Source organism: Amycolatopsis sp. FBCC-B4732, from assembly GCF_023008405.1.
Classification (GTDB): domain Bacteria; phylum Actinomycetota; class Actinomycetes; order Mycobacteriales; family Pseudonocardiaceae; genus Amycolatopsis; species Amycolatopsis pretoriensis_A.
Map to the genome: position 1 here is coordinate 1064581 of NZ_CP095376.1, position 24526 is coordinate 1089106.

Genomic DNA, 24526 nt, shown 5'->3' on the forward strand with positions numbered 1-24526 from the left:
CGCGCAGGTCTCAGACCCGCGCGGGCACCACCGTCATCGCGTGCTTCACCAACCGGATCAGCGCGAGCTTGCTGGAATCCCTGTCACGCGCATCACACATGACGATCGGCACTCGATCCGGGACCACGAGGGCCTCGCGGATCTCGTCGGCGGTGTAGCGCGGCGCGTTGTCGAAGCAGTTCACCGCGACGACGAACGGGATCTTGCGGCGCTCGAAGAAGTCGATCGCGGCGAAGCTGGTCTCCAGCCGCCGGGTGTCGACCAGCACGACCGTCCCGATCGCCCCGCGCGCGAGGTCGTCCCACATGAACCAGAAGCGCGCCTGCCCGGGCGTCCCGAACAGGTACAGCACGTGCCGCGGCGAGATGGTGATCCGGCCGAAGTCGAGCGCGACCGTCGTGGTCGTCTTCCGCTCCACGCCGGACAGGTCGTCGATGCCGGCGCTCGCCTCGGTGAGCACCTCTTCGGTCGTCAGCGGCGGGATCTCGCTGACCGAACCGACCATCGTGGTCTTCCCGGCGCCGAACCCGCCGGCGACGATGATCTTGACCGGCGTGGGGACCAGGTCGGCCCCGGTCCCGTCAGTACTTGATGAGGCCATCGAGAACCGCCTGGAGAGTTTCGAGGTCCGGCGACTGCGCCGGGTGGTGGGTGGGGGAGCGCGTGATCACGAGGCCGCGTTCGATCAGGTCGCCGACGAGCACGCGCACGACCCCGAGCGGGATCTTCACGTAGACGGCGATCTCGGCGATCGAAACCGGGTGGCGGCACAGCTGCACGATCGCCACGTGCTCCGGGCCCAGCCCGACCGGCTCCTGCTCCGAGCGCAGCGTCATCACCTGCGTGGACAGGTCCAGCCGCGCGGTGTCGGCCGGCGTCCGGCCGCTCGTGATCGTGTATGGCCGGACCAGTGGTCCGGCGGCCTCGTCGTACCAGCCGTCTTCCGCGCTCACGTGGCCTCCCGCAGGACGTGCGCCGCTTCACGCGGCGCGGACGCCATGTAGTCGCCGACGCGCTTCACCAGCCGGCTCATCTCGTAGGCGATCATCTCGACGTCGACGCTGTCCGCGGCCAGCACGGCGAGGCAGGCACCCTGGCCCGCCGCCGAGACGAACAGATAACCGCGTTCCATCTCGATCATGTTCTGCAGCACCGGGCCGCGGTTGAACTGCTTGCTCACCCCCTTGGCGAGGCTCTGCAAGCTGGAGGCGATGGCCGACAGCTGGTCCGAGTCGTCCTTGCTCATGCCTGCCGACTTGCCGATGAGCAGCCCGTCGGCGGACAGCACGATGGCGTTCTGCGCGCCGACCACGCGGCTCACCACGTCGTCGAGCAGCCAGTTGAGATCGGGTTTGGGGTTCCCGTACTCGTTCATTCGACGTCAGACCCTGACTTTCCTGTGTGGACTTTCCGGTGTGTGGTCGGGAACTAGGCTTCGTCCGGCCCGCGGCCGCGGCGGGTGCCCTTGTGGAACGCCGCCAGCGTGCGCGCGGTGCCTTCGCCCGGCGTCACGACGTCGTCGTCGCCGTTGTCCGGTTCGGCTTCGAGCTGGGCGACGAGGTTCTGCTGGGGCTCGCGCCGGGGCAGCCGCGGCCGGTCGTCGGTCGGGCGCTGCGCGGCGGCCGGCTCCGCGGCGGGCCGCGGCTCCGGTTCCGGCGCCGCGGCCGGTACGGAGGGCAGCGCTTCGGGCGGGGTGAGCGCCCGCACCGGGTACGGCCTCGGCTTGGTCTCCCGCTTCATCGGGATCTGGCCGGTGAACGAGCTGGGTGAGTCCATCGAACCGGGTGAGCTTTCTGCGGCCCGCGCGGCGGGCGCGCCCACCGGGGCCAGGACCGCGGTCGTTTCCGCCGGGGAGCTGCCGGGCTCGTCGCCGCCGGCGCTGTCCTGGCCCGCCAGGTGCTGGACCGGGATGAGGACGGTGGCGCGCAGGCCGCCGTAGCGGGACGGGTCGAAGGTGACGGTGATGCCGAGCCGGGCCGCCAGGCGCGCGACCACGAAGAGGCCGAGGCTGGAGTCGGCCCGCAGCGCCATCGCGTCGAACTCGGGGGCCTCGGCCATCATCGAGTTCGCCCACTCGCGGACGCCGTCCTTCATGCCGAGCCCCTGGTCCGACACGTCGACGACGACGCCGCGCGCGACCATGCGGCTGGTCACCTCGACCGGCGAGCCGGGCGGGGAGAACGACGTCGCGTTGTCGACGAGCTCGGCGACGAGGTGGATGGTGTCGGCCACCGCGGCGCCGACGATGGCGACGTCGGCGACCTGCTCCACCTGGACCCGCGCGTACTGCTCGGTTTCCGAGACGGCCGCGCGCAGGACCTCCATCAGCGCGACCGGCTTGCGCCAGCGGCGGCCGGGCTGCTTGCCGCCGAGGATGATCAGGTTCTCGGTCGTGCGCCGCGCCCGGGCGGCGAGGTGGTCGAGCTGGAACAGCGACGCCAGCTGCGTCGAGTCGTCCTCGCGCGCTTCCATCTCGTCGAGGATCTGCAGCTGCTGGTGGACCAGCACCTGGTTGCGGTGCGCGATGCCGAGGAACACGTTGTGCACGCCGCTGCGGGCCTTCGCCTCGCTCGCCGCGGCGTTGACGGCGGTCAGCTGGGCGGTGTTGAACGCCTCCGCCACCTGGCCGATCTCGTCGCGGCCGTGGTCGAGCTGCGGCAGTTCTTCCTTGAGGTCGACCGATTCGCCGTTCTTCAGCCGCTCCACGATGTTCGGCAGCCGGTTGCGAGCCAGGTCGAGCGAGTCGTTGCGCAGCCGCGCGAGGCGCGTCATCAGCGCGCGGTCGACGAGCGAGCGGGACACCCGCACCGCGACGATGATCGCCGCCAGCGACGCGAGCAGGGCCAGGATCGACCCGATGATGACGTTGCGCAGCTGGGCGTCACCGGAGTCGATCGCGGCCGCGGAAACCTTGTCCGCCTGGGTGATCGCGAGGTCGTTGAGGCCCTGGGCGACCTGGGTGGTCGCGTTCAGCCAGTCCGTTTCGGACACCGGCACGGAGTTCTGCTCGCTGGGCGACCACGGGCCGTGCTTGACGATCGCCTGCTCGGCGGTGGCCAGCTGCTGCCACGCGGCGCTCTTGGCCAGCGCCCGGTAGCGGTCGCGGACGCCCGGGTCGAGGAACGGCTCGATCTGCGCCAGCTGCGCGCGGTAGGTCCCGGACAGCTGCGCGAACTGGGCGAAGTCGTCGGGGGCGAAGGTGCCGGCCGAGAAGGCCGTCGACACCAGCGACGTCTCGCGCGACATCGCGTCACCGGCGCGGAACACCGAGGTCGCGGTGATGCCGCCGGTCGCGGCTTCGGCGTCCGGCACGATCCGGGCCTGGGTGTCGAACAGGTTGGACGCCGTGTCCATCACGCCGTTGTAGTAGCTGTTGACCTGCGCGCGGTCGATGCTGCGGAAGCTGACCTGCGAGCGCAGCACGGGCAGCTGGTCGAACTGGGACTTCAGCGCGTTGACCTTGGTCGCGATCTCGTCCGGCGCGGTGGAGATGGTCGCGGCGAACGCGTCCTTCAGCGTGTCGAGCTTCTCGTCGGTGACCTTCTGCTGCGCCTGCAGCCGGGCCGGGCCGAGGGCGGGGTCGTCCAGGTACTGCAGCGCGCTTTGGCGTTCCTTCTGGAATTCGGCCAGCGCGGTGGCCGCGGGGATGGACACCTCACGCACCGAAGCGGCGACCAGCCGGACGTAAACGCCGTTGAAGAGGAAGTACGAAGAGACCGCGATCCACAGCACCAGCAGGGTCACGCTGGGAATGAGAACGGTCCTGGTCAGCCTTTTGCGGATCGACTTGTCGTACGGCTTGTCCGACTCGTCCTTGGCGTCTTTGTTCAGCACGGCGGTTCACGAACTCCTGAGTGACGGTCGGCGAGAAAAGGGGACCCGGACGAGGAGGTGGACACGACGATGGGACACAGCGGCGGCCCTCACCCGTCTTCGCCTCACTCTCCGTGTTGCCGCGGAATCGATCAGGGTCCGTTTTTTACCACGAACCACTGAGGGCCGGTGGTGCTGGCCCGGCTGGCGGACGCTTGTCCGACCAGTGTTGAACGGTGTTTACCGAGTGCATCGGGGTGGTTACCGCCATTTCCTCTGGTAACGGACCCGCGACGGTTTTCGGCGGCTTGCACGCTGGGCCGAACGGGTGAATGTGAATTCGGCCGATGCGGCGGACGGGGTGTTCACGTTGCGGGAAAGAAGGGGCGGCGGTAATGCCCGCGCGTACCCGGCGGAGGCCGTCGCGGCGCACTTGATGATCTTGACCACAGGACGCCGTCACGGCGTGTCGCGGGAACCCGTGTCAGTGCTCGCCGTAGCCGGGTTCTTCCCGGACCTCCGGCAGTGGCCGCCGGGGCTCGCGGACGCCGCTGGGGTCGCCGCCGCCGGCCACCCACACGGTCACCGCGCCCCACCGGTCGAGCCGGGTACCGGCGATCGGGAGCTGGGCGACGACCAAGCCGTTGAGCAAAGGGTGGGGACTGTCCGGATCGGGTCCCTGCAACGTCAAGCCCGCGTCGTGCCCGGACAGCCACGCGTCGAGCGCCTGCCTGCCCCGGAAGTCCGGCACGACCACCGGTCGCGGTTCATCCGCCACTGCTCCTCACCCGCTGTCCAATTTACCGGGGCAGGCGAGACTGGTTTGACAAAAAAGCAGCTCTTGTCAAACCAGTTTTACATCACGTACGGTTTCGTAAATCACTCGAGGAGGCGTGATGAGCGAAGTGACCGGAACCGTCCCCGCCGGGTCGACCGAGCTGTGGCGAGACCGCAAGCGGTACCTGTGGCTGATCGGCCTGGTCGTGCCGTCCCTGGCGTTCCTCGCCATCGGGCTGCACGCGGCGACCGGCTGGAGCGCCTGGTTCTGGATCGGCCCGGTCGTGATCCTGGTGATCGTCCCGCTCGTCGACCTGGCCGCCGGCCTGGACCGGAGCAACCCGCCCGACGACGTCCTCGAGCGGCTGGAGCGGGACCGGTACTACCGCTGGATCACCTTCGCGTTCCTCCCGATCCAGTACGTCGGCTTCGTCGCCGCGTTCTGGCTGGTCGCGCACGGCGGCCTTACCGTCGTCGACAAGATCGGGCTGGCCGTCTCCATCGGCTGCATCGGCGGCATCGGCATCAACACCGCGCACGAGCTGGGCCACAAGAAGGAGAGCCACGAGCGCTGGCTGTCGAAGATCGCGCTGGCGCAAAGCTTCTACGGCCACTTCTACATCGAGCACAACCGCGGCCACCACGTCCGCGTGGCCACCCCGGAGGACCCGGCGAGCAGCCGCCTCGGCGAGAGCTTCTACCGCTTCTGGCCGCGCACGGTCTTCGGTTCGCTGAAGTCGGCGTGGCGGTTGGAGCGCAAGCGCTACGCCCGCCGGGACAAGCACCCCTTCCGGCTCGGCAACGACGTCCTCAACGCGTGGCTGATGTCCGCGGTGCTGTGGGCGGCGATGATCGCGTGGCTCGGCGCAGGGATCCTGCCGTACCTGGTGATCCAGGCCGTCGTCGGGTTTTCGCTGCTGGAGGTCGTCAACTACATGGAGCACTACGGGATGCTGCGCCGGCGGGTCGGCGTGGCGGGGAAGCGCCGCTACGAGCGCGTGGATCCCAGCCACAGCTGGAACTCCAACAACATCGCCACCAACGTCCTGCTCTACCACCTGCAGCGGCACAGCGACCACCACGCCAACCCGACGCGGCGCTACCAGACCCTGCGCGACTTCGCCGAATCGCCGGTGCTGCCCACCGGGTACGCCGGGATGATCGTGCTGGCGCTCGTCCCGCCGGTGTGGCGGCGGGTGATGGACCCGCGGGTGCTCGCGCACTTCGAGGGGGACGTCTCCCGCGCCAACATCCAGCCGTCGAAGCGCGAGAAGATCCTTGCCCGGTACGGAACCCGGGTCACGGCCGCCGAAACCGCGCCGGCGGACACCCACGGCGACGCGAGCGAAGGCGGCATGTGCCCGGGCTGCGGGTACGTCTACGACGAGCAGCTCGGCGACCCGCGCGAAGGGTTCCCGGCCGGCACGCCGTGGTCCGCGATCCCGGACTCCTGGTGCTGCCCCGACTGCGGCGTCCGCGAGAAGGTCGACTTCGTCGCGCCGGGCCGGGTGGGTGCGTGATGCGGATCGAAGCCGACCGAGGCAAGTGCGACGGCCTGGGCATGTGCGAAGCGATGGCGCCCGACTTCTTCGAGGTCGGTGCGGACGGGACCGTCGTCGTGCTCGACGAGCAGCCGGGCGAGGAGCACCGGCAGGACCTCGCCGCCGCCGTGGACGCCTGCCCCGTGCTGGCTTTGAAGCTGACATGACCCTCGTCGTCGTGGGCGCGTCGCTGGCCGGGCTGCGTGCCGTGGAAGCCGCGCGCCGCACCGGGTACCGCGGCCGGATCGTGCTGATCGGCGCCGAGGAGCACCTGCCCTACGACCGGCCGCCGCTGTCCAAGGCGTTCCTCGCGGCGGACGGCCCGCGGGTGGTCGAGCCGTTCCACTCCGAGGCGGTGCTCCGCGAAGAACTCGGGGTCGAGCTGATGCTGGGCGCGCCGGCCGAGGGGCTCGACACCGAGGCGCGCGAAGTGACCGTCGCGGGCGCGGGCGTCCGCTACGACGCCCTGGTCATCGCCACCGGCGCCACTGCCCGCACCCTGCCCGGCGCCCGCACGCTGCGCACCGCCGAAGACGCCGTCGCGGTGCGCGGCGCGCTCGATCGGGACGCGCGGACCGTCGTGGTCGGCGCCGGGTTCATCGGCTCGGAGGTCGCGTCCGCCGCCCGCGCCCGCGGCCTGCCGGTGACGATCGTGGAAGCGGCCGCCGTCCCGCTCGTCCGCGCGGTCGGGGAGACCGCCGGGGCGATGCTGGCGGAGCTGCACCACGAGGCCGGCACCGAGCTGCGGCTCGGCGCCGAGGTCACCGCCGTCACCGCCGACGGCGTGCACCTGGCCGGGGGCGACGTGCTGCCCGCGGACCTCGTGGTCGCCGGCATCGGCGCCGTCCCGGCCACCGGCTGGCTCGAGGGCAGCGGGCTGGTCCTGCACGAGCGCGACCGCGGCGTCGTGTGCGACGCGACCCTGGCCGCCGGGCCACCGGGCGTCTACGCGGCCGGCGACGTCGCGCACGTCGCGAACCCGCTGTTCGACGGCCTCCTGCGGCTGGAGCACTGGACGAACGCGGCCGAGCAGGGCGCGGCCGCCGCCCGGCACGCGCTCGACCCGGCGTCGGCACGGCCCCTCGAAACCGTGCCGTACTTCTGGTCCGACTGGTACGGCCACCGGATCCAGTTCGTCGGCACGCCGCACGCCGACGAGGTCGTGACCGCCGGGGACACCACCCTCTACCGCCGCGGCGACCGGCTCGCCGGCGCCCTGACCGTCGACCGCCCGCACGAGATCATGAAGCACCGCAGGCGGATCGCCACCCGCGCGCCCTGGGCTGAGGCGCTCGCCTTCGCGGGCACGGCCTAGAATGACGATCATGAGCGGGGCACCTCCGGCGCCGCCCGAAGGTGGTCAGCACCGGCGGCCGATCATCAGCGCGGCGATCGAGCTGACCGCGCGGTCCGGCTGGCCGTCGGTCACCATGGCCCGGCTGGCCGAAGTGGTCGGGATCAGCCGCCAGACCGTGTACAACGAAATCGGCTCCAAGGCCGCCCTGGCCGAAGCGATGGTCGCGCACGAGCTCGACCGGTTCCTCACGGTCGTCGACGCCGCTTTCGAACACCACCCGGACGACCTCGTCGAGGCGTTCTACGAGGCCGTCCGCTCGGTGCTCGAACTCGCCGAGGACAACGTCCTGCTGCGGGCGATCGTGTCGGCGTCCCACGGCGCCGCCCCGGAGCTCCTCCCGCTGCTGACCACCGACGCGGGCGCGCTGCTCGCCCGCGCGAAGGTACTGCTCGCCGCGCGCGTGCGGCCGTACCGGCTGCCGCTCACCGACGACCAGGCCGACGTGGTGATCGACCTGGTCGTGCGCGCGGTCCTCAGCCACGTCATGCAGCCGTCGGACACCCCGGCCCGCACGGCGGATTCGCTGGCCTGGGTGGCGACCCGCGTGCTCGGCGTCGAGGCGGCGCGGCCGCTGCGGCACACCTGACGCTCAGCGGAGGCCGTGCCGGTCGAGCCACGCCGAGAGCTCGGTGGCGATCTCCTTGGGCCGGTCCTCCTGGGCGTGGTGCCCGGCCTCGCCGCCCGCGACGACGTCCAGCGCCGCGATGTTCTCGGTGCACCACCGCGCCATCTCCGCGCCGATGAGCAGGGTGGGGGAGCCTTCGAAGGTGAGCAGCAGCTTGGGGACGTCCGCGCTGCCGGCGAGCCACCGGTCGTAGGCCTCGACGCGCTCGACGAGCTCGGCCGGCTCCCCGCCGAGCGGCAGCTGACGGGCCCAGGCGAGGACCGGGCGGCGGCTCTCCGGCGTCGGGAACGGAGCCAGGTAGGCCGCGAGGTCGCCGGCGCTGACCGGCGTGCGGACGCCGCCGGTGAACGCCTGCCGGATGAAGAGGTCCTGCGCCAGCACCAGGTCCTCGCCGACGCCGGGCGTGCGGATCCTGCGGGAGCGCTCGGCCGCCTGCGGGGACAGGTCGGCCCACGCCATCGGCTTCACGATCGTTTCGAAGAACGCGAGCCCGCGGACCCGGCCGGGGTGGCGGGCGGCGTGGTCGAAGGCGAGGGCGCCACCCCAGTCGTGGCCGACGAGGACGACGTCGTCGAGGCCGAGCTCGTCGAACCAGGCGTCGAGGTACCGGGCGTGGTCGGCGAAGGTGTAGGCGAGGTCGGGCTTGGGGGAGCGGCCCATGCCGATGAGGTCGGGCGCGAGCAGCCGCCCGGGACCGGCGTCGGGGAGGACGTGGCGCCAGCCGTGCGCCGAGCCGGGGTTGCCGTGGAGGAAGACGATCGGGGTGCCGCTGCCGGTTTCTTCGTGGTGGAGGACGGGCATTTCAGGTCCCTTCGAGAGGGGTGTCGAGCAGCAGGGTGAGCTCCCGGGTCAGCGCCGCGGTGCGGTCCCCACGACGGCCGCCGAGCGGCGCGAGCATGCGGTCGAGCAGCGCGCCGACGGTGGCGATCGCCGGCTCGACGACCTCGTGCCCGCGCTCGGTGAGGGCCAGCCGGACGGTCCGCGTGTCGGCGGGGTCGCGGGTGCGCTCGATCAGGCCGTCGGCGTCGAGGGTCCGGGCGAGCTTGGAAACGTAGAGGGCTTCGAGGCCGGTGTGGTCGGCCAGTTCCCGCTGGCTCGGTGCCTGTTCGCGCTGCAGGTCGAGCAGTGAGGCCAGGAAGACGTACTGGGCGTGGGTCAAGCCGACCGGGGCGAGCGCGCGGTCGACGGCCACCCGCCACTTCATGGAGAGGCGCCAGACCAGGTGCCCGGGAGTGCTCATGCCGAGTAATGTACATGGCTATAGTAGCCACGGCTACTAATTTGGGCCGGTGGTTCGCACTGTCATGAACGAGTCGTTCACCTCGCCGGACGCGGTGAACGAGTCGTTCACGTCAGCCGGCGAGCTCCCGGATCCGGGCCAGCGCCGCCCGGACTTCGGTGAAGCCGGTCGTGAGCGGGCTGAGCCCCACGCGGATGCCGTCGGGACGGCGGAAGTCGATCAGCACGCCGTTTTCGATCAGCACGCGGGACAGCCGCTCGGCGTCGGGGTGGCGGAGGGTGACGTGACCGCCGCGGCGGTCGTCGTCGCGGGGCGAGGCGACCTCGAACCCGAGCGGGACCAGCCACTCGTCGGCGAGGGCGAGCACCCACCGGCCCAGTGCCACGGCCTTGGCGCGCACGCGGTCGATGCCCGCCTCGGCCAGCAGCGCGACGCCTTCCTGGACGCCCACCATGCCGAGCACCGGCGGCGTGCCGGACAGCGCCCGGCGGATCCCCGGCGCGGGGACGTACTCCGCGGCCATGCCGAACGTGTCGGCCGCGCCCATCCAGCCGGTGATCGGCTGGCCGAACTCCGCTTGGTGGCGCGTGTTGACGTAGAGGAACGCGGGCGCGCCGGGCCCCGCGTTGAGGAACTTGTACGTGCAGCCGACGGCGAAGTCGGCGCCCGCCGCGTCGAGCGCCACCGGGATCGAGCCGACGCTGTGGCAGAGGTCCCAGACGGTGAGGGCGCCGCGTTCGTGCACCAGCCGCGTGATGGCGGCCAGGTCGGCGATCGCGGCCGAGCGGTAGTCCACATGGGACAGCACGACCGCCGCGGTGCGCGGCCCGGTCACCGCCGCGACGTCTTCGGGGCCGACGTCGCCGGCCTCGATCCACCGAACCGTGCGCCCGAGTTCGGCGGCGACGCTCTCGACCAGGAACCGGTCGGTGGGGAAGTTCGCGGTGTCCGTGACGATCTCGTCGCGCCCCGGCCGCAGCGCGACGGCCGCGCGCAGCACCTTGTAGAGGCACACGGACGTCGAGTCGGCGACGATCGTCTGGCCGGGCGCGGCGCCGATCGCGACGCGGCCGAGCTCGTCCCCGATCGCTTCGGGCAGCGCCAGCCAGCGCTCTTCCCACGACCGGATCAGCCGGCCGCCCCACTCTTCGGCGACGAGCTGCTGCAGCCGGTCCGCGGTGGCGCGCAGGGGACGGCCGAGCGAATTGCCGTCCAGGTAGGCGACGACGCCGGGATCGGTGATCGGGACGAACCGCTCGCGGAAGGCCGCCAGCTCGTCGTCCGCGTCGAGGCGCGCCGCCTCCGCCCGGGTGGTCAGCGGTTCTTCTCCTTCACCCGCACGGTTTCCTTGCGCACTTCGGCCTGCGTGGCGCGTTCCCGCACCAGCCAGTCGGGGCTGTCCGCCTTCAGCGCGTCGATCTCGTCGGTGGTGAGCGCTTCGGTGATGCCGCCGCGCGTGAGGCCGCCGATGGAGACGCCCAGCTTCGCCGCGACGACCGGTCGCGGGTGCGGCCCGTTCCGGCGCAGCTCCTGCAGCCATTCGGGCGGGTCGGCCTGCAGCGCGTTCAGTTCGTCGCGGGAGACGACACCCTCCTGGAACTCCGCGGGGGTGGCTTCGAGGTACACGCCCAGTTTCTTCGCCGCCGTCGCGGGCTTCATGGTCTGGGCGGTTTTGTGCGACGTCATGCCGTCCAGGGTAGCCAGCCGGGTGCCCGGTAACCTGACCCGGTGACCTCGTTCCGCCTCGCCTACGTTCCCGGAGCGACCCCCGCCAAGTGGGTGCGGACCTGGGCCGAGCGCGTGCCGGCGGTCCCGTTGACCCTGGTCCCGGTGGCCGCGGCGGACGCGACGGCCCTGCTCCGCGCGCGCGAAGCGGACGCGGCGCTGCTGCGCTCGCCGATCGACCGCGAGGGCCTGCACGCGATCCCGCTCTACACCGAGACGACCGTGGTCGTGGTGGCCAAGGACCACCTGATCGCGGCGGCGGACGAAGTGTCCACCGTGGACTTGGCCGACGACGTGGTGCTGCATCCCCTGGACGACACGTTGGAGTGGTCTTCCTTGCCGGGCCGCCCCGCGGTTTCGCGCCCGGAGACGACGGCGGACGCGATCGAGCTCGTGGCGGCCGGCGTCGGGGTGCTCGTCGTCCCGCAGTCGCTGGCCCGCCTGCACCACCGCCGCGACCTGACCTACCGGCCGCTCGCGGACGCGCCGCAGTCGAGCGTGGCGCTGTCGTGGCTGGAGGACGAGACGACCGACCTGATGGAGCAGTTCATCGGCATCGTCCGCGGCCGCACGGTCAACAGCACGCGCGGCCGTGCTCCGGCTCCTGCTGCGGCTCCGGCGTCGGCTGAGCGCAAACGTCCGGTGCGGAAGCCGTCGCCCCCGAAGCCGGCCCGGCGCACCGGCGGCGGCGCGGGCAAGCGGCGCCGCCGGTCCTGAAGCTCCCCGGACCCGCGCGTGCGGCGTCAGGCGGTCGTGCAGACGCAGTTGCCGTCGGCGCGGTCGGCCAGGTCGGGGTCGTCGAACCAGTGGCCGTCCTCCCCGAGGTAGCGGAAGTGCAGCACCGTGCCGGGGGTGACGTCCACCGACGCCGAGCGGCGGCCGTTGGAGCGCGGGGTGAGGTGGTGGCGGCCGGGCGTCCAGTCGTTGAACGATCCCACGACGCTCACCCGTCCGGGCGGTGCGGCGAGCGGGAGACTGAAGGTGACGCGCTGGGTGCCGGCCCGGCTCTTGCTGATCTTGATCACTCGGTGGCGGCCTTTCGCGGAGGGCGGTCGGGAGGGGCGTGCTCGGCACTGAGCGCCGACATGGTCGCACAGCGGTGACGATTCGGTCACGTGGAGTGCCCGATGGAGTTACCGGGCCGCTCAACGGTTCGCCACCGTCCGGGTGGTCCTCGGGTGAACCATGATCATCTCGGGTTCATCGCGGGCCCCCGGTGGGAAACTGGCTGCCGTGACTGTCGTCGTCGATCGTCAAGTCAAGGATCCGTGTGCCTGGCTCAGCGCCGTCACCCACGAGCTCGCCGTCGCCTCCCCGGCGGACAGACGCGCGGTGCTCCTGACGGTGTGGGACGGGCTGGCCGCCGCCCGGCTGGCCGGGCTGTTCGCGGCCGCGGCTTCGCCCCGGTGGCGAGCCCGGCAGCGCCACGCCGAATCCGTCGAGTTCGACCTCGCCCTGCAGCTGGCGCGCGAATGCACCATCGCCACGGGCTTGGCCATCCCGGCCCGGCTCCCGAGAGCCGCGGTCACCTGGCCGGAAGAGCGAGCCGACGCGGCGATCGCGGCGATCGTGTCGTTCTGCGGCACGGCCGAAGCGGTCCTGCGCCGGGCAGGCGAGCTGACGCCGGTGTGGGAGGACAGCCTGCTCGGGCCGGTGGCCCTGACGAGCTGGCTGGCGGAGTGCTGGACGGGCCGCCACGCGGGTTGCCCGCTGCAGCTCCCGGTGCCTCGACCGGCGTGGTGGCGCTGACGTGTCCGTCAGGTCAAGTCTGGGCCGCCGGCGGTGTGCCGGGGCGGTGGAGAGGAGGCCGGGGTGACCGAAACGGCCCCGCTCAGAAGAATCCCGGACCCCGCCCGTGCGGCGATCCGCGCGCTCCTGCTGGCCGAACTGACCGCCGCCCACCGGCGAGTCGAGGCCGCGGGCTGCCCACCTGAGGTGCTGACGCGCGTGTTCGAGGCACGCCGGAGCTGGCTGACCGAGCTCGGCCGGACGGCCCCGCCCAAGTCGGCTTAGGTGCCCGGGTCCGGTGTCCCGACGCGCGGCCGGCTCGGCCCGATCCGACGTGCGCCGCACAGCCGGCCCGCGCTGGCAGCCGACTTGCGTTGGGCGGGCGACCTGGGCCGGGCAGGCGACTTGCGCTGTGCGGCCGACCTGCGCCGCGCAGGCGGACCCGCGCCGTGCGGCCGATTTGCGCCGGGCGGGGGACCTGGCCGGGGAGGCGACTTGCGTTGTGCATCCGGCGTGCGCCGCGCAGGCGGACCCGCGTCGTGCGGCCGATTTGCGTCGGGCGGGGGACCTGGCCGGGGAGGCGACTTGCGTTGTGCGGCCGACCTGCGCCGCGCAGGCGGACCCGCGTCGTGCGGCCGATTTGCGTCGGGCGGGGGACCTGGCCGGGGAGGCGACTTGCGTTGTGCGGCCGACCTGCGCCGCGCAGGCGGACCCGCGTCGTGCGGCCGATTTGCGTCGGGCGGGGGACTCGCGTCGGGCAGCCGACCTGCGTCGGGCGGGGGACTTGCGCCGGGCGGCCGACCTGGGTCGGCCAGGCGACTTGCACCGCGCAGTCGAGGTGCGTCGAGCAGGCGACTCGCGTCGGGCCGGCGACTTGCACCGCGCAGGCGACCTGTGTCGGGCGGGCGACTCGCGCCGCGCGGCCGCCCCGGACCAGGCAGCCGACCCGGACCGGGTAGTCGACCCGCGCTGCGCAGTCGCCCCGGACCACGCAGCCGACCTGTGCCGCGCAGCCACCCTGCGTTGGGCAGCCGACCTGCGTCGGGTAGGCGACTTGCGCCGCGCGGCCGCCCTGGACCACGCAGCCGGCCTGTGCCGCGCGGCCGCCCCGGACCGCGCAGCCGATCTGCGCAGGACAGCCGCGCCGGACCACGCAGCCGACCCGAGCCGCGCAGTCGACCCGGACGGTGCGGCCGATCGCCCTCAGCGGTCCAGGATGGCCAGCACCGTCGCCACGATCCCGTCGAGCCGCTCCCGGTCCGCGAGTGCGGTCGCCAGCCAGTCGTCGCGGGTGGAGTCGCCCACTCCCGCCGCGCCGAACAGCACGCGGAGCACGGCCGTGACCACCTCCTCCGGGGGGTCGCCGCGGGCCAGGCGGGTCTCGATCGCCGCCAGTGCGCGCTCGGCCAGTTCCACCAGCTGCGCGTCCTCGATCTCGTCCGGGCCGACCAGCTCCAGCGCCGGCAGCTCCGCCGCGTTGTCCGCCGGCATCGGGGCCACCGGGGCGCGCTTGTGGCCCAGTGGCCGCTCGACGTGTTCGGCGTACCACTTCGGGTGGGAGCGCATCGCCGTCAGCACCTTCCGCACTTCGCGGTCGATCGTGTCGCGGTCGGCCACCGCCTCGCCGGTCACCTCGGTGCGCCGCGCGGCCCACGCGTCCAGGGGCCACAGCTCGGCGCCCGCCGTCGTCGGGACGCCGGCCCAGGTCAGGACCTGCACCGCCAGGTCGCACAACCAGGCGTCGCCGGCGAGGGCGTCGCCCAGCCAGGACGGGAGGCGAGGGCGTTGCAGGGCCCCGATTTCGCCGCGCCGGCGCCGGTGGGCGTCGACCGTCGCCGGGTTGAGGCGGGTGGCCAGCCAGCCTTCGAGGTTCTCGATCGGGTCGGTCGCGCGCCGCAGCGCGTGCTCCACCACCGCCTCGACGTCGTCGTGGAAGCGGTCGAGGCAGTCGGGGCGCAGCCACTCGAGGCCGCGCGCGCAGTCCGGGTGCCGCCGGCGACGTTCCAGCGGCTTGGTGATCCGCGTGAACACCAGCGGCCACGCCACGCTGTAGACCGCGCCACACAGCCGGGCGCGGACGCCGGGCGTCGCGCCGGCGGCCGAGCCGGCGAGCAGGCCGTCGCGGGCCAGCCGGCGGACCCCCGCGACGTCGGTGCTGTCGAGCAACCCGTCCTCCCGATGTCGTCGACGGGAAAATGGTCGGACAGGCGGCGAACCGGAAAGGGCCGCGCGCAGGCCGAATCACAGCGGAAATGGCCAGGCACTGGCCAACCCGGAATCACCTGATCGGCGCATCGAGTACGCCCGATCGCCCGGAAGTCCGCGTGCCACAATCGAATTCCCATGGCACACGAGGACGGTTTGCTCCGGGAACTCACCACTTTGCGGCGCGGCTGGGGATTGGAAGCCGATCGGCTGCGGAGCCGGCTCGGGCCGCTCGTCTCGGGCTGGTGCGAAATCCACCGGACGGCGAGCGACCGCGACGCGCGGCGAGTTCTCCGTGAAATGATTTCGGCCGCGATCGCGGATTTCCCGGAAGCCGACCGGCTGGCGGTGAACGTCGCGCTCGGCATCGCCACCGGAACGCAGCACGCCCGGCTCAGTGACCGGGTCACCATCCTCGCCGAGCGCCTCCAGGTCTCCGAACGCACGGCGCGGCGCCGCATCGACCGCGCCTTCGTCCGGCTCGCCGCCGAAATCCAGGCCGGCTCGCAGCCCGGCGAAGGCGCACCCGATCCGGACCGGGGCTGGTTCGTCAAACGGCTCAAGGCGCTCCTGCGGCTGGACACCGCCGAGCCGGAGCTGATCGAGGAACGCGTGATCGTGGCGACCCAGGACGGGCTCCGCCGGATCTCCGCGCAGTTCACCGTGCCCCGCGCGGACGACGGCCTGGACGGCGAGCGGCACGTCGCCGCCGACGCCCAGCACGGCGTCCGGATCAGCGACCGGAGCCGGGAGGGCCAGCGGCACTTCCGCTGGCTGCTCGACCTGCCGCGGCCGCTGTCCCGCGGCGACAGCCACACGTATTCGCTGGTCCTGCGGGTCCAGGACGGCCGCCCGATCCGGTCGTCCTACACGTTCGTGCCGCTGGTGACGTGCGAGTCGTTCACGGTCCGCGTGCGCTTCGACCCGGACCGGCCGCCGCGGTCGGTGTGGCGCCTGGACCGCGTCGCGCCCTCGGTGCTCGCCGACCCGCCGCAGCCGGGCGCGCCGCTGGACCTCGACGGCGCCGGCGAGGTGGCGCAGGACTTCGCCGCGCCCCAGCTCGGGTACGCCTACGGGCTGCGCTGGCTACCCGACCAAGATATTCCTTGACATGAATATTCTGCTTGGTGAATACTCTGCTGCATGGACGGGATCGCAGCAGCACTCGGGGACGCCGCGCGGTGGCGCATCGTCGAACTCCTGGCCGAGCGCCCCCGCTCGGTCGGCGAGCTCGCCGAGCTGACCGGGCTGCGGCAACCGCAGACCACGAAGCACCTGCAGACCCTTGCCCGGGCCGGTCTCGTCACCGTCTTCCCGCTGGGGCAGCGCCGCGTCTACGCCCTCGAGGCGGAGCCGCTCGCCGCCTTCGCGGGCCGGCTGCGAGAACTGGCCGAGGCCACCGCGGGCCACGCGGGTGAGCGGGACGTCGTCGCGCGCTACCGGGCGGCCATCGAGGCGGACTCGGCGGCCGCCGGCCGGGACCGCTGGGCGGACGGGCGCGAGTTCGCGTTCGACCGCCTGCTGCCCGTGTCACGCGAGACCCTCTGGCGGTACTGGACCGACCCGGACCTGCTGGCGTCGTGGTGGGTTCCGGCGCCGTTGACGCTCACCGACTGCGGCATCGAGCCGCGGCCGGGCGGGCGGGCCGTGATCGCCTACCGCGACGCCGACGGCGAATACCGCTCCGAAGGGAAGGTCCACGTCGCCGACGAACCCCGGCACCTGGCGTTCGACCTCGCGGTGCCGGGCCCGGCCTCGTTCACCGGCCACTACGACCTGACGTTCACCGAAGTCCCCGAGGGCACCCGGCTGCGCCTCGGCCTGCGCATCACCGCCACGACCACCGAGGCCCTGTCCGCCATCGCCGGCATCGAAACCGGCTGGGGCCAGGTCCTCGACAACCTCACCGCAGTGCTCATCGAGAAGGGCTGACCACCATGACCGACCGCAAGGTGACCGCGAACCTGAGCATCACCCTCGACGGCCGCTACCACGGCCCCGCCGGGCCCGCCGACATGGGCGCGATCGTCACGTACGCGATGACCGACGTCGCGCGCCGCCACCTCACCCGCATCTGGGAAGGCGCGACGACGGCGGTGCTCGGCCGCCGCAACGCCGAGGGCTTCCTCGGCTTCTGGCCGACGGTGGCCGCGGACGAGAACGCCGACCCGCGCGACCGCAGCTACGCGAAGTGGCTGGTGGACGTGGAGAAGGTGGTCTTTTCGACCACGCTGGCCGAGGCCCCGTGGGAGCGCACCCGGCTGGTGAACGCGCCGGCCGCGGACGTCGTCGCCGAGCTCAAGGCGTCGGGGGCGGGCGAGATCCTGGTCAACAGCAGCGCGAGCGTCATCAAGGCGCTGCTCGAGGCGGACGCGCTGGACCGGCTGTACCTGATGGTCTGCCCCGAAATCGCGGGCGGCGGGCCGAGGCTGTTCGACGACGGCCTGCCCGCGTCGAAGTGGCGGCTGACCCACCACGAGACGGGTGAGCTGGGGGAGACGGCGGTGGTCTACGACCGGGTGCGCTGAGGAGTCCGGAGTGGACGGTTCGGCGCAGTGGGGAAATGGTGGGGCGGGCGGGGCTCGAACCCGCGGCCAAGGGATTATGAGTCCCCTGCTCTAACCAACTGAGCTACCGCCCCCTGACCCCGGCACGCGGATTTGCTTCCGCACAGAAGTCTCAGTTCGCTTCAAGTTATCACAGCGGCCATCCGGGCAGATCCGGTAGGCCAAACAGGTTGAAGTGGCCGCCGACCGGCGCACGCTCGTCTAGGTTGCAAGGGCGTCACCGCTGAACGGAACGGCGGGAGGGACCGATGGCGGCAGCCACCCCGCCCGACCGCCGGGCGTGCCGGCTGGCGCTGCTGGACGCGTTCACGGCGGGGGCGGGCCTGGGCTTCCTCGCACACCAGTACCGGGAGGCGCTCGTGGCGAACCCCGTGGTCGTCGGCCTCGTGCTGGTCTTGCTGTGCGCACTCGGATTCTTGATCCGCGCCGCCGCGCGAGCCCTGTTCCGGGCGGGCTCGCGCGTCGACGCGATACTGGCGGAGGAACTGCGGGACAAGCCTTCTCCGCACCCCCGGTGACGGAAGTCGTTGCGGAGCAAGGCCAAGGCCGCGGATTCCGCTCAGGTGCCGCCGCCGGAGGTGGTGGGGGTCGGCGGTTCGGTGGGGGTCGTGATGGGCGTGGTGGTCGGCGGAGCGGTCGTCGTCGGCGGCTTGGGAGTCGTGGTTGGCGGTGCCGCCGCCGCGCCGTAAGCCGCGTAGGTGAACCAGATCTGGCCGAACGTCTTCGGCGCGGTCTGGGTGAACATCGCCCGCACCTGGAACGTGGTCGCCGTGAACGAGCCCTGCACCGTGTTGAGCATGAACGCGTTGAAGGGCCCGGGCGTGTTCGCCGACACCACGACCGCCTCCGGCACCTTGCCGAGGGTGTGGGTGACCGTGCAGAAGCCGTTGCCGTCGGTCACGCAGGTGGCTTGCGCCGCCTGGACGGTCGGAGCCGGTGCCGGGCCGACGGCGGCGGACGCGCCCGCGAAGGCGACCGCGCCCGCGGTGACCACGAGCGCGCCGCCCAGCGCGGCGAGTGCGGTTCGAACCTGAAGTGCCATGGTGGATCCTCCCCTGGGAACGTCGCCACCGGGATCGCTCCGCCGCCTGCCGCCGTTACGCTCGACTGTCCACAACGGACCCGACCCGGTACCGGAACGTCCCGAAACCCCCGGCCGTGCTCAGCTCCACCGGCTGCAGGCGGATCTGCGTGCCGCCCGGGTGGTCGAAGAGCCGGACCCCGTCGCCGAGGAGGATCGGGGCCACGTGGACCAGGACCTCGTCGAGCAGGCCCGCCTCCAGGCAGCGGCGGGCCGTCGTCGGGCCCAGCACCGCGACACAACCGTTGCCCGCCGCCGAGGACGCCGAAGTGACCGCCGTCCGCAGGTCCGGCTCGAAGGTGAACCCCGGCTCGGCCGAAGCCGGGTCGTCGCGGGTCACCACGAAGACCGGGACCCGGACGCGCCCGCCGTAGACCTCGCCCTCCGCCGTCGTCGCCGGGGCGTACGTGTTGTGTCCCATGACGACCGCGCCGAGCTCGCCCAGCAATCGCTCGACGACCGGGTTCGGGCCGGTGGGCAAACCCCGGAGCCAGGACATGTCGTCGGCGGGGCCGGCGACGAAGCCGTCGAGGGACATCGTGATGTGGAACAGGACCTGGGCCATGCGTGCCGCCTTCCGGTGGGTGACACCGGTACCGACGAGCGGGGCCGGCGGAACTCATCGGTCAGGCGGGCACGAGTTCCCGCTCTTCCGAAGCGGCGTAGCGCCGAGCGAGCGTCGCGCAGACGATCAGCTGGATCTGGTGGAACAGCATCAGCGGCAGCACGATCAGCCCCACCTGCGCGTGCCCGAACAGCACCGTCGCCATCGGCAGGCCGCTCGCCAGGCTCTTCTTCGACCCGCAGAACACGATGGTGATCCGGTCCGCGCGGGCGAAACCCAGCAGCCGGGCGCCCCAGCCGGTCGCGGCCAGCACGACCGCCAGCAGCACGCCGCACACCGCCACCAGCACCAGCAGGTGACCGAGGTCGAGCCGGTGCCAGATGCCTTCGACCATGCCCGCGCTGAACGCCGTGTAGACCACCAGCAGGATCGACCCGCGGTCGACCAGCTTCAGCGGCGCCGCGTGCGCGGAGATCCAGCCGCCGATCCAGCGCCGCGCCAGCTGGCCCGCCACGAACGGCGCCAGCAGCTGCAGCACGATCCCGAGCACGGCCGAACCGTCGACGCCGGCGCCGTCGCCCGCGAGCAGCAGCGCCACCAGCAGCGGCGTGAGCACGATCCCGGCCAAGTTGGACAGCGACGCGCTGCAGATCGCCGCCGCGACGTTGCCGCGGGCGATCGAGGTGAACGCGATCGACGACTGCACGGTCGAGGGCAGCACCGCGAGGAACAGCACCCCGGCGGCCAGCTGGGCGGGCAGCACCGACGACGGCAGCGCGAACAGCGCCAGGCCGAGCAGCGGGAACAGCACGAACGTCGCGCCGAGCACGACCGCGTGCAGCCGCCAGTGCCGCAGCCCGTCGAGGGCTTCCTGCGTGGACAGCCGGGCGCCGTACAGGAAGAACAGCAGCCCGACGGCGATCGTGGTGGCGGTGCCGAAACCGGCGGCCACCGCGCCCGAAGCGGGCAACAGCGTGGCGACGCCGACGGTGGCGAGGATGGCGAGGACGAACGGGTCGAGACGCAACCGGGACATGGATCTCCTTCCACGGCCATTGTCGGCGGCCCCGCGTTCATTGTGAACCCCGATGACCGGACTGACTGTCATCGCGAATCACGATAAAGTGCTGCCGTGCTGGACCCGCGCCTGTGCCGCTCCTTCCTCGCCGTCGCCGAGACGCGCAGCTTCACCGCGGCCGCGCGGCGGCTGGGCGTCGGGCAGCCGACCGTCAGCCAGCACGTCCGGCGGCTCGAGCGCGACTCGGGCGGGCTGCTGTTCGCCCGCGACACCCACACCGTCGAGCTCACCGCGCGCGGGCAGGCGATGCTGGGGTTCGCGCAGACGGTCGTCGACACCGAAGAACGCGCGGAGCGGCACTTCCGCGGCGCCGAACTGCGCGGCCGCGTCCGGTTCGGCGTGTCCGAGGACTTCGCGCTCGGCGAGCTGCCGGAGATCCTGCACCGGCTGCGCCGCAGCCATCCGCTGGTGGACGTCGAGCTGACGGTCGAGCTCTCGGACGTCCTCGCGCAGCGGCTGCGCGCCGGGCAGCTGGACCTGGTGCTGGGCAAGCGCCGCCCGGGCGCGCACCACGGGCGGCTGCTCTGGCGGGAGCCGCTGGTCTGGATCGGCTCGGCGGCCACGGTGCTGGAGCCCGGTGAGCCGGTGCCACTGGTGCAGTACCCGATGCCGTCGATCACGCGGCAGCTGGCGGTGGAGTGCCTCGAACGCGCCGGCCTCGAATGGCGCGCGGCGTGCCAGACGTCGAGCCTGACCGGTCTGCGCGCCGCGGCGGCGGCCGGGCTCGGCGTCACCCTGCACGCGCGCAGCCTCGTCCCGGCCGACCTCATCGAGCTCGACGGCCTGCCCGAACCCGGCGACATCGAGTTCATGCTGCTGGCCAGGGAGTCGATGGCCGGTCCGGCGGCGGCGCTGGCGGAGTTCGTCCTGGAGCGGGTGCGGCGCTGAGTCAGTCCTCGTCGCCCAGGAGTCTTCGGAGGCGCCCGAGCGCGCGGTGCTGGGCGACGCGGACGGCGCCGGGGGTCGAGCCGACCGCCGCGGCCGTCTCCTCCGCCGACAGCCCGACCACGATCCGCAGCACGACGATTTCGCGCTGCTTCGCCGGGAGCACGTCCAGCAGCTTGGCCAGCCGCTCGTTCAGCTCGAACCGCAGCGCCCGCTGCTCGGGGCCGACGGCTTCGCTGACCCCGTCCGGGATCTCGGGGACCGGGTCGGTGCGGTTGCGCGCCGCGGCGCGGTGGGCGTCGGCCACCTTGTGCTGGGCGATGCCGTAGACGAACGCGAGGAACGGCCGGCCCTGGTCGCGGTAGGAGGGCAGCGCGGTGAGCACGGCGAGGCACACCTCCTGCGCGACGTCGTCGGCCGAAGCGAACGAACGCTCGTGGCGCCCGACGCGGGCCCGGCAGTAGCGCACCACCAGCGGGCGGATGGTGGCCAGCAGCCGGGCGGTCGCGGCGTCGTCGCCGGCGATCGCGTCCGCGACCGGCTCGTCGTGCCGTCGCCAGTGCGACGGGAACGCGTCGGCGGGCTGCGCCGCGGCGATCTCCCGGACGAGCACCCTGCTGCGCACCCGCAGCAGGGTGCCTTCCACGTCGAGGCCGGCCCGCAGCGAGTCGTGCAGCGCGGTGTTGGACTCCCGCAGCAGCTCGGTGATCGCCCGGTCCCCGTACTCGGTTGCCGGCATGGTGCTCACCTTTCCCTGTCCCGCTGGTCACCGGGTCGGGCGACCCGGAGGCGCCGGAGGCGCTCCCGCACGTGCCGGAGGGTGGACCGGACGGTCGCCGGTGCGATCCGCAGGGCCTCCGCGATCTGCGCCGGGGAGAACCCGTCGAGGGACCACGCCAGGACCATCCGCTGCCTGCCGGGCAGCGACGCGAGCAGCTCGATGAGCCCGGCGTGCTGGTCGACCAGCCCGGTGAGCTCGTCGTCGTCCCGCGGATCGCCCGCCAGGGTCCAGTCCGCCCGCGCGTCCCCCACGCCGTCGAGCAGCCGCCCCGCGACCCGGCGGACCCACGCGCGCGGGTCGTCGACGGTCGGCCACGCCTCCAGCGCGTGGACCATCGCTTCGGCGGCCGCGTCCCGCGCGGTCTCGACCTCGAACCCGGCCTTGCAGAGGAACGCCACCAGCGGCGCGAAGTCGGCGCGGAAGAACGCGTCGAAATCGTCGTGACCGCCCACGGACCCCTCACCACCCCTCGCCTCCACAAGGACAGGTGCGCCGAGGTGACCGCTACGTGTAACGATTCGATCAAGACTCCCCGGTAGGAGTAATGGCGCGCTTCTCCTTGGTGACACCTCGTGACGAATGACGACGGACAAGTCGGGTACCCGGGCTCGATGACCCACCGAGACGTGATCGAAAACCCGGTGCGGACGTCCGCGCGCCCGGGCGCCGATCGGCACCGGCCGGGTCCGCGAACGGCGGATTCCGGTCGCCGCGCCCCCGCCGGGAGCCGGGGCGCCGCCGACGACGGCACCGCACAGGCCGGCCGGCCGTGTTTCGGCCGCGCCTGGGGTGGAAAGCCGTGTGGAGCAAGGAAGAGACCCGTCGGCCGCAGCTGCTGACCGAGGCGATGGCCGGCACCCACCGGCGCCGGAGCGGCCGGCTCGCGCGGGGCGTGGCCGCGCCGATCGGGTGACGTGATCGACATCGAGATCCCGGGAAGAAGGGCGTACTCTCATGTGTTGCAGTCTTGGTTGCCCGGAGGGTGAGCCGGGGACCGAAGCCAAAACCCCTTGACCGATGCGGATATGCTCGCGCGTCCGCGGCGGTCAAGTCGGTTGACGCGCGATGACAATGGGAAACAGAAGAACCGAAGGAGGTGACTGAAGGAAATGGAAGCCACGATGACGGGCTGGGCGGAACTCGCGGCCTGCAAGGACGAGGACCCGGAACTGTTCTTCCCGATCTCCGCGGTAGGCCCCGGCGCCCGGCAGACAGTGCAGGCCAAGGCCGTGTGCGCACGCTGCCCGGTGCGCGCCGAATGCCTCGGCTACGCGCTCGACAACGGGCTCGACCACGGTGTTTTCGGCGGGACCACCGCCGAGGACCGACGCCGGCTGGCGCGCACCGCGCCGCAGCGGCACCGAGTGGCCTGACCGCCGCCCGGTGACCTCTCCCGGCGGCCTCGAGCAATAACACCGAATCCGGAAGAAAATGGATCCGGGAGTGTGCGTGCCCGGGCGGGTGATTCCTGTGCGAATCACCCGCCCGGGCTTTTTCACGTCCGCGTTCGGGTCGCTATTCGCTGCGCACCGGGATCGCGTTCACCACGACGCGTGCTCACCCGGCCACGTTTCGGGCAGGTCCCAGGCGGCGGCCGGCACCGACTCGAACGCGGCCATCGCCGTGATCAGCCCGTCTTCGACCGTCAGCACGCTGATCCCGAACCACCGGAAGCCGTCCTCGCCCGGCCGCCGCAGGTAGGTGGCCACGGCCGGGCGGCGGTTGGCGCGGACCGGCCGCATCCGGAACCGCCCGATGCAGTGCGGCGACGCCGGGTCCATCGAGAGCGACAGCGCCCGGATGATCGACGCGCGGTTGTCGAACCAAAGCGTGTACGGCGGCATGATCGCCTGGGCGTCTTCGCGCAGCAACTGCGCGACCGCGGCGGGGTCGCCGTTCTCGTACGCGGCGATGAACCGCTTGAGCAGCGCGGCTTCCTCGGCCGTCGGGTCGCCGGCCGTCCACTCGGCACGGCGCGCGGGCAGCCGCTCACGCAACGTCGTCCGCGCGCGCTGGAGCGCGCTGTTCGCCGAAGCCACGCTCGTCTCCAGCGCCGCCGCCGTCTCCTTCGCCGGCCAGCCGAGCACGTCGCGCAGGACGAGCGCCGCCCGCTGCCGGGGCGGCAGGTGCTGGAGCGCGGCCAGGTAGGCGAGCTCGATGGTCTCCCGGTCGACGACGGCGTCGTCCGGCCCGGCCCCGTCGAGCAGCCGGTCCGGGTACGGCTCGAGCCACGGCAGGTCGGCGGCCGCGATCGGCCCGTCCGGCTCCCCGGCCGGCCCGAGCTGATCGGGCAGCACCCGCCGGGGCCGCCGGGCGAGGACGTCGAGGCACGCGTTCGTCGCGATCCGGTACAGCCACGTGCGCGCGCTCGCCCGGCCTTCGAAGCCGTCGCGCGCTTTCCACGCCCGCAGGAACGTCTCCTGCGCCAGGTCCTCGGCGTCGCTCAGCGAGCCGAGCATCCGGTAGCAGTGCACCTGGATCTCCCGGCGGTGCCGCGCGACGAGCGTCTCGAAGTCCGGAGTGCGACCCACCCGGGCACGCTAGCGCACCCGGGCTGC

General features: G+C 72.6%; 30 protein-coding genes and 1 tRNA gene. 13 read left to right on the forward strand and 18 right to left on the reverse strand.

The features are described 5' to 3' along the window. Positions 1-10: 10 nt before the first annotated feature. The 5 genes from MUY14_RS04095 to MUY14_RS04115 all read right to left on the reverse strand — a co-directional run bounded on the left by MUY14_RS04095 (position 11) and on the right by MUY14_RS04115 (position 4591). A complete protein-coding gene (locus tag MUY14_RS04095; protein ID WP_203612585.1) occupies positions 11-601 on the reverse strand; it encodes an ATP/GTP-binding protein in 591 nt (196 codons plus the stop codon). Further along, complete coding sequence (locus MUY14_RS04100; RefSeq protein ID WP_247020948.1) at positions 582-953, reverse strand: DUF742 domain-containing protein; 372 nt, start codon at positions 951-953, stop codon at positions 582-584. Before MUY14_RS04100 ends, MUY14_RS04095 begins: the two co-directional genes overlap by 20 nt. Next, entirely contained in the window at positions 950-1375 is a 426-nt protein-coding gene (locus MUY14_RS04105) for a roadblock/LC7 domain-containing protein (RefSeq protein WP_155545909.1), read from the reverse strand. Before MUY14_RS04105 ends, MUY14_RS04100 begins: the two co-directional genes overlap by 4 nt. A 53-nt stretch (positions 1376-1428) precedes the next feature. Beyond that, positions 1429-3834 carry an ATP-binding protein gene (locus MUY14_RS04110; RefSeq protein WP_247020950.1) on the reverse strand — a complete coding sequence of 802 codons (2406 nt, stop codon included), beginning with the start codon at positions 3832-3834 and terminating at the stop codon, positions 1429-1431. Positions 3835-4297: 463 nt separating this feature from the next. Beyond that, complete coding sequence (locus MUY14_RS04115) at positions 4298-4591, reverse strand: PASTA domain-containing protein (protein ID WP_247020952.1); 294 nt, start codon at positions 4589-4591, stop codon at positions 4298-4300. A 118-nt stretch (positions 4592-4709) separates the two neighbouring features. On the opposite strand from MUY14_RS04115, the gene MUY14_RS04120 reads away from it, so the two are divergent. The 4 genes from MUY14_RS04120 to MUY14_RS04135 are packed head-to-tail and all read left to right on the forward strand — an operon-like array spanning position 4710 to position 8074. Further along, positions 4710-6110 carry a fatty acid desaturase gene (locus MUY14_RS04120; protein ID WP_247020954.1) on the forward strand — a complete coding sequence of 467 codons (1401 nt, stop codon included), beginning with the start codon at positions 4710-4712 and terminating at the stop codon, positions 6108-6110. Then, positions 6110-6298: a ferredoxin gene (locus MUY14_RS04125; protein ID WP_247020956.1), complete on the forward strand. Its 189-nt coding sequence runs from the start codon at positions 6110-6112 to the stop codon at positions 6296-6298. Before MUY14_RS04120 ends, MUY14_RS04125 begins: the two co-directional genes overlap by 1 nt. Continuing rightward, complete coding sequence (locus tag MUY14_RS04130) at positions 6295-7446, forward strand: NAD(P)/FAD-dependent oxidoreductase (protein ID WP_247020958.1); 1152 nt, start codon at positions 6295-6297, stop codon at positions 7444-7446. The genes MUY14_RS04125 and MUY14_RS04130 overlap by 4 nt, the downstream gene beginning before the upstream one ends. A 1-nt stretch (position 7447) precedes the next feature. After that, entirely contained in the window at positions 7448-8074 is a 627-nt protein-coding gene (locus tag MUY14_RS04135) for a TetR/AcrR family transcriptional regulator (RefSeq protein ID WP_247020959.1), read from the forward strand. 3 nt (positions 8075-8077) lie between these two features. Here the strand turns inward: MUY14_RS04135 and MUY14_RS04140 are convergent, their stop codons facing one another. The 4 genes from MUY14_RS04140 to MUY14_RS04155 all read right to left on the reverse strand — a co-directional run bounded on the left by MUY14_RS04140 (position 8078) and on the right by MUY14_RS04155 (position 11039). Beyond that, a complete protein-coding gene (locus MUY14_RS04140; RefSeq protein ID WP_247020961.1) occupies positions 8078-8914 on the reverse strand; it encodes a haloalkane dehalogenase in 837 nt (278 codons plus the stop codon). A 1-nt stretch (position 8915) separates the two neighbouring features. Then, positions 8916-9353 (reverse strand): MarR family winged helix-turn-helix transcriptional regulator, encoded by a 438-nt coding sequence (locus MUY14_RS04145; protein ID WP_247020963.1) that lies wholly within the window; start codon positions 9351-9353, stop codon positions 8916-8918. A 112-nt stretch (positions 9354-9465) separates the two neighbouring features. Then, complete coding sequence (locus tag MUY14_RS04150; protein WP_247025047.1) at positions 9466-10671, reverse strand: kynureninase; 1206 nt, start codon at positions 10669-10671, stop codon at positions 9466-9468. Beyond that, a complete protein-coding gene (locus MUY14_RS04155) occupies positions 10668-11039 on the reverse strand; it encodes a DUF5997 family protein (RefSeq protein ID WP_247020965.1) in 372 nt (123 codons plus the stop codon). Before MUY14_RS04155 ends, MUY14_RS04150 begins: the two co-directional genes overlap by 4 nt. Before the next feature lie 42 nt (positions 11040-11081). Here MUY14_RS04155 and MUY14_RS04160 point away from each other — a divergent pair, with 42 nt between their 5' ends. Further along, the gene (locus MUY14_RS04160) at positions 11082-11795 is read left to right on the forward strand and encodes a LysR substrate-binding domain-containing protein (protein WP_247020967.1); all 714 of its coding nucleotides are present in this window, start codon (positions 11082-11084) and stop codon (positions 11793-11795) included. Positions 11796-11821: 26 nt separating this feature from the next. On the opposite strand, the gene MUY14_RS04165 is transcribed toward MUY14_RS04160, so the two are convergent. Beyond that, the gene (locus tag MUY14_RS04165; RefSeq protein WP_247020969.1) at positions 11822-12103 is read right to left on the reverse strand and encodes an isoamylase; all 282 of its coding nucleotides are present in this window, start codon (positions 12101-12103) and stop codon (positions 11822-11824) included. A 208-nt stretch (positions 12104-12311) separates the two neighbouring features. On the opposite strand from MUY14_RS04165, the gene MUY14_RS04170 reads away from it, so the two are divergent. Then, a complete protein-coding gene (locus tag MUY14_RS04170) occupies positions 12312-12827 on the forward strand; it encodes a hypothetical protein (RefSeq protein ID WP_247020971.1) in 516 nt (171 codons plus the stop codon). A gap of 63 nt (positions 12828-12890) precedes the next feature. Continuing rightward, positions 12891-13091, forward strand: coding sequence for a hypothetical protein (locus tag MUY14_RS04175; protein ID WP_247020972.1), 201 nt, complete (start codon positions 12891-12893; stop codon positions 13089-13091). 918 nt (positions 13092-14009) lie between these two features. Here MUY14_RS04175 and MUY14_RS04180 read toward each other — a convergent pair. After that, positions 14010-14972, reverse strand: coding sequence for a hypothetical protein (locus MUY14_RS04180; RefSeq protein ID WP_247020974.1), 963 nt, complete (start codon positions 14970-14972; stop codon positions 14010-14012). 177 nt (positions 14973-15149) lie between these two features. On the opposite strand from MUY14_RS04180, the gene MUY14_RS04185 reads away from it, so the two are divergent. From MUY14_RS04185 to MUY14_RS04195, 3 genes are read left to right on the forward strand one after another with little or no spacing between them, the layout of a single operon-like run. Beyond that, on the forward strand, positions 15150-16121 hold the full coding sequence (locus MUY14_RS04185; RefSeq protein ID WP_247020976.1) for a hypothetical protein: 972 nt from the start codon (positions 15150-15152) through the stop codon (positions 16119-16121). A 33-nt stretch (positions 16122-16154) separates the two neighbouring features. Then, positions 16155-16943, forward strand: a complete 789-nt coding sequence (locus MUY14_RS04190) for a metalloregulator ArsR/SmtB family transcription factor (protein WP_247020978.1) — start codon at positions 16155-16157, stop codon at positions 16941-16943. A 5-nt stretch (positions 16944-16948) separates the two neighbouring features. After that, positions 16949-17539, forward strand: a complete 591-nt coding sequence (locus MUY14_RS04195; RefSeq protein WP_396126724.1) for a dihydrofolate reductase family protein — start codon at positions 16949-16951, stop codon at positions 17537-17539. A gap of 36 nt (positions 17540-17575) precedes the next feature. On the opposite strand, the gene MUY14_RS04200 is transcribed toward MUY14_RS04195, so the two are convergent. Then, positions 17576-17652, reverse strand: a tRNA-Ile gene (locus MUY14_RS04200). A gap of 174 nt (positions 17653-17826) precedes the next feature. Here MUY14_RS04200 and MUY14_RS04205 point away from each other — a divergent pair. Next, a complete protein-coding gene (locus MUY14_RS04205; protein ID WP_247020980.1) occupies positions 17827-18096 on the forward strand; it encodes a hypothetical protein in 270 nt (89 codons plus the stop codon). 41 nt (positions 18097-18137) lie between these two features. Here MUY14_RS04205 and MUY14_RS04210 read toward each other — a convergent pair whose 3' ends face one another. The 3 genes from MUY14_RS04210 to MUY14_RS04220 all read right to left on the reverse strand — a co-directional run bounded on the left by MUY14_RS04210 (position 18138) and on the right by MUY14_RS04220 (position 20260). Next, on the reverse strand, positions 18138-18620 hold the full coding sequence (locus tag MUY14_RS04210) for a hypothetical protein (protein WP_247020982.1): 483 nt from the start codon (positions 18618-18620) through the stop codon (positions 18138-18140). A 55-nt stretch (positions 18621-18675) separates the two neighbouring features. After that, entirely contained in the window at positions 18676-19224 is a 549-nt protein-coding gene (locus MUY14_RS04215; RefSeq protein WP_247020984.1) for a dihydrofolate reductase family protein, read from the reverse strand. A 61-nt stretch (positions 19225-19285) separates the two neighbouring features. After that, entirely contained in the window at positions 19286-20260 is a 975-nt protein-coding gene (locus MUY14_RS04220; RefSeq protein WP_247020986.1) for a bile acid:sodium symporter family protein, read from the reverse strand. A gap of 96 nt (positions 20261-20356) precedes the next feature. Here MUY14_RS04220 and MUY14_RS04225 point away from each other — a divergent pair, with 96 nt between their 5' ends. Next, positions 20357-21190 carry a LysR family transcriptional regulator gene (locus MUY14_RS04225; protein WP_086865023.1) on the forward strand — a complete coding sequence of 278 codons (834 nt, stop codon included), beginning with the start codon at positions 20357-20359 and terminating at the stop codon, positions 21188-21190. Between the two features lies 1 nt (position 21191). On the opposite strand, the gene shbA is transcribed toward MUY14_RS04225, so the two are convergent. Both shbA and MUY14_RS04235 read right to left on the reverse strand, forming a co-directional pair. Continuing rightward, the gene (gene shbA / locus MUY14_RS04230; RefSeq protein ID WP_247025049.1) at positions 21192-21785 is read right to left on the reverse strand and encodes an RNA polymerase sigma factor ShbA; all 594 of its coding nucleotides are present in this window, start codon (positions 21783-21785) and stop codon (positions 21192-21194) included. A 146-nt stretch (positions 21786-21931) separates the two neighbouring features. Further along, positions 21932-22420, reverse strand: a complete 489-nt coding sequence (locus MUY14_RS04235) for an RNA polymerase sigma factor (RefSeq protein WP_247020988.1) — start codon at positions 22418-22420, stop codon at positions 21932-21934. A 657-nt stretch (positions 22421-23077) separates the two neighbouring features. Here MUY14_RS04235 and MUY14_RS04240 point away from each other — a divergent pair. Then, positions 23078-23341 carry a WhiB family transcriptional regulator gene (locus MUY14_RS04240; protein WP_247020990.1) on the forward strand — a complete coding sequence of 88 codons (264 nt, stop codon included), beginning with the start codon at positions 23078-23080 and terminating at the stop codon, positions 23339-23341. Between the two features lie 168 nt (positions 23342-23509). On the opposite strand, the gene MUY14_RS04245 is transcribed toward MUY14_RS04240, so the two are convergent. Further along, positions 23510-24499 carry an RNA polymerase subunit sigma-70 gene (locus tag MUY14_RS04245; protein ID WP_247020992.1) on the reverse strand — a complete coding sequence of 330 codons (990 nt, stop codon included), beginning with the start codon at positions 24497-24499 and terminating at the stop codon, positions 23510-23512. Positions 24500-24526 lie beyond the last annotated feature (27 nt).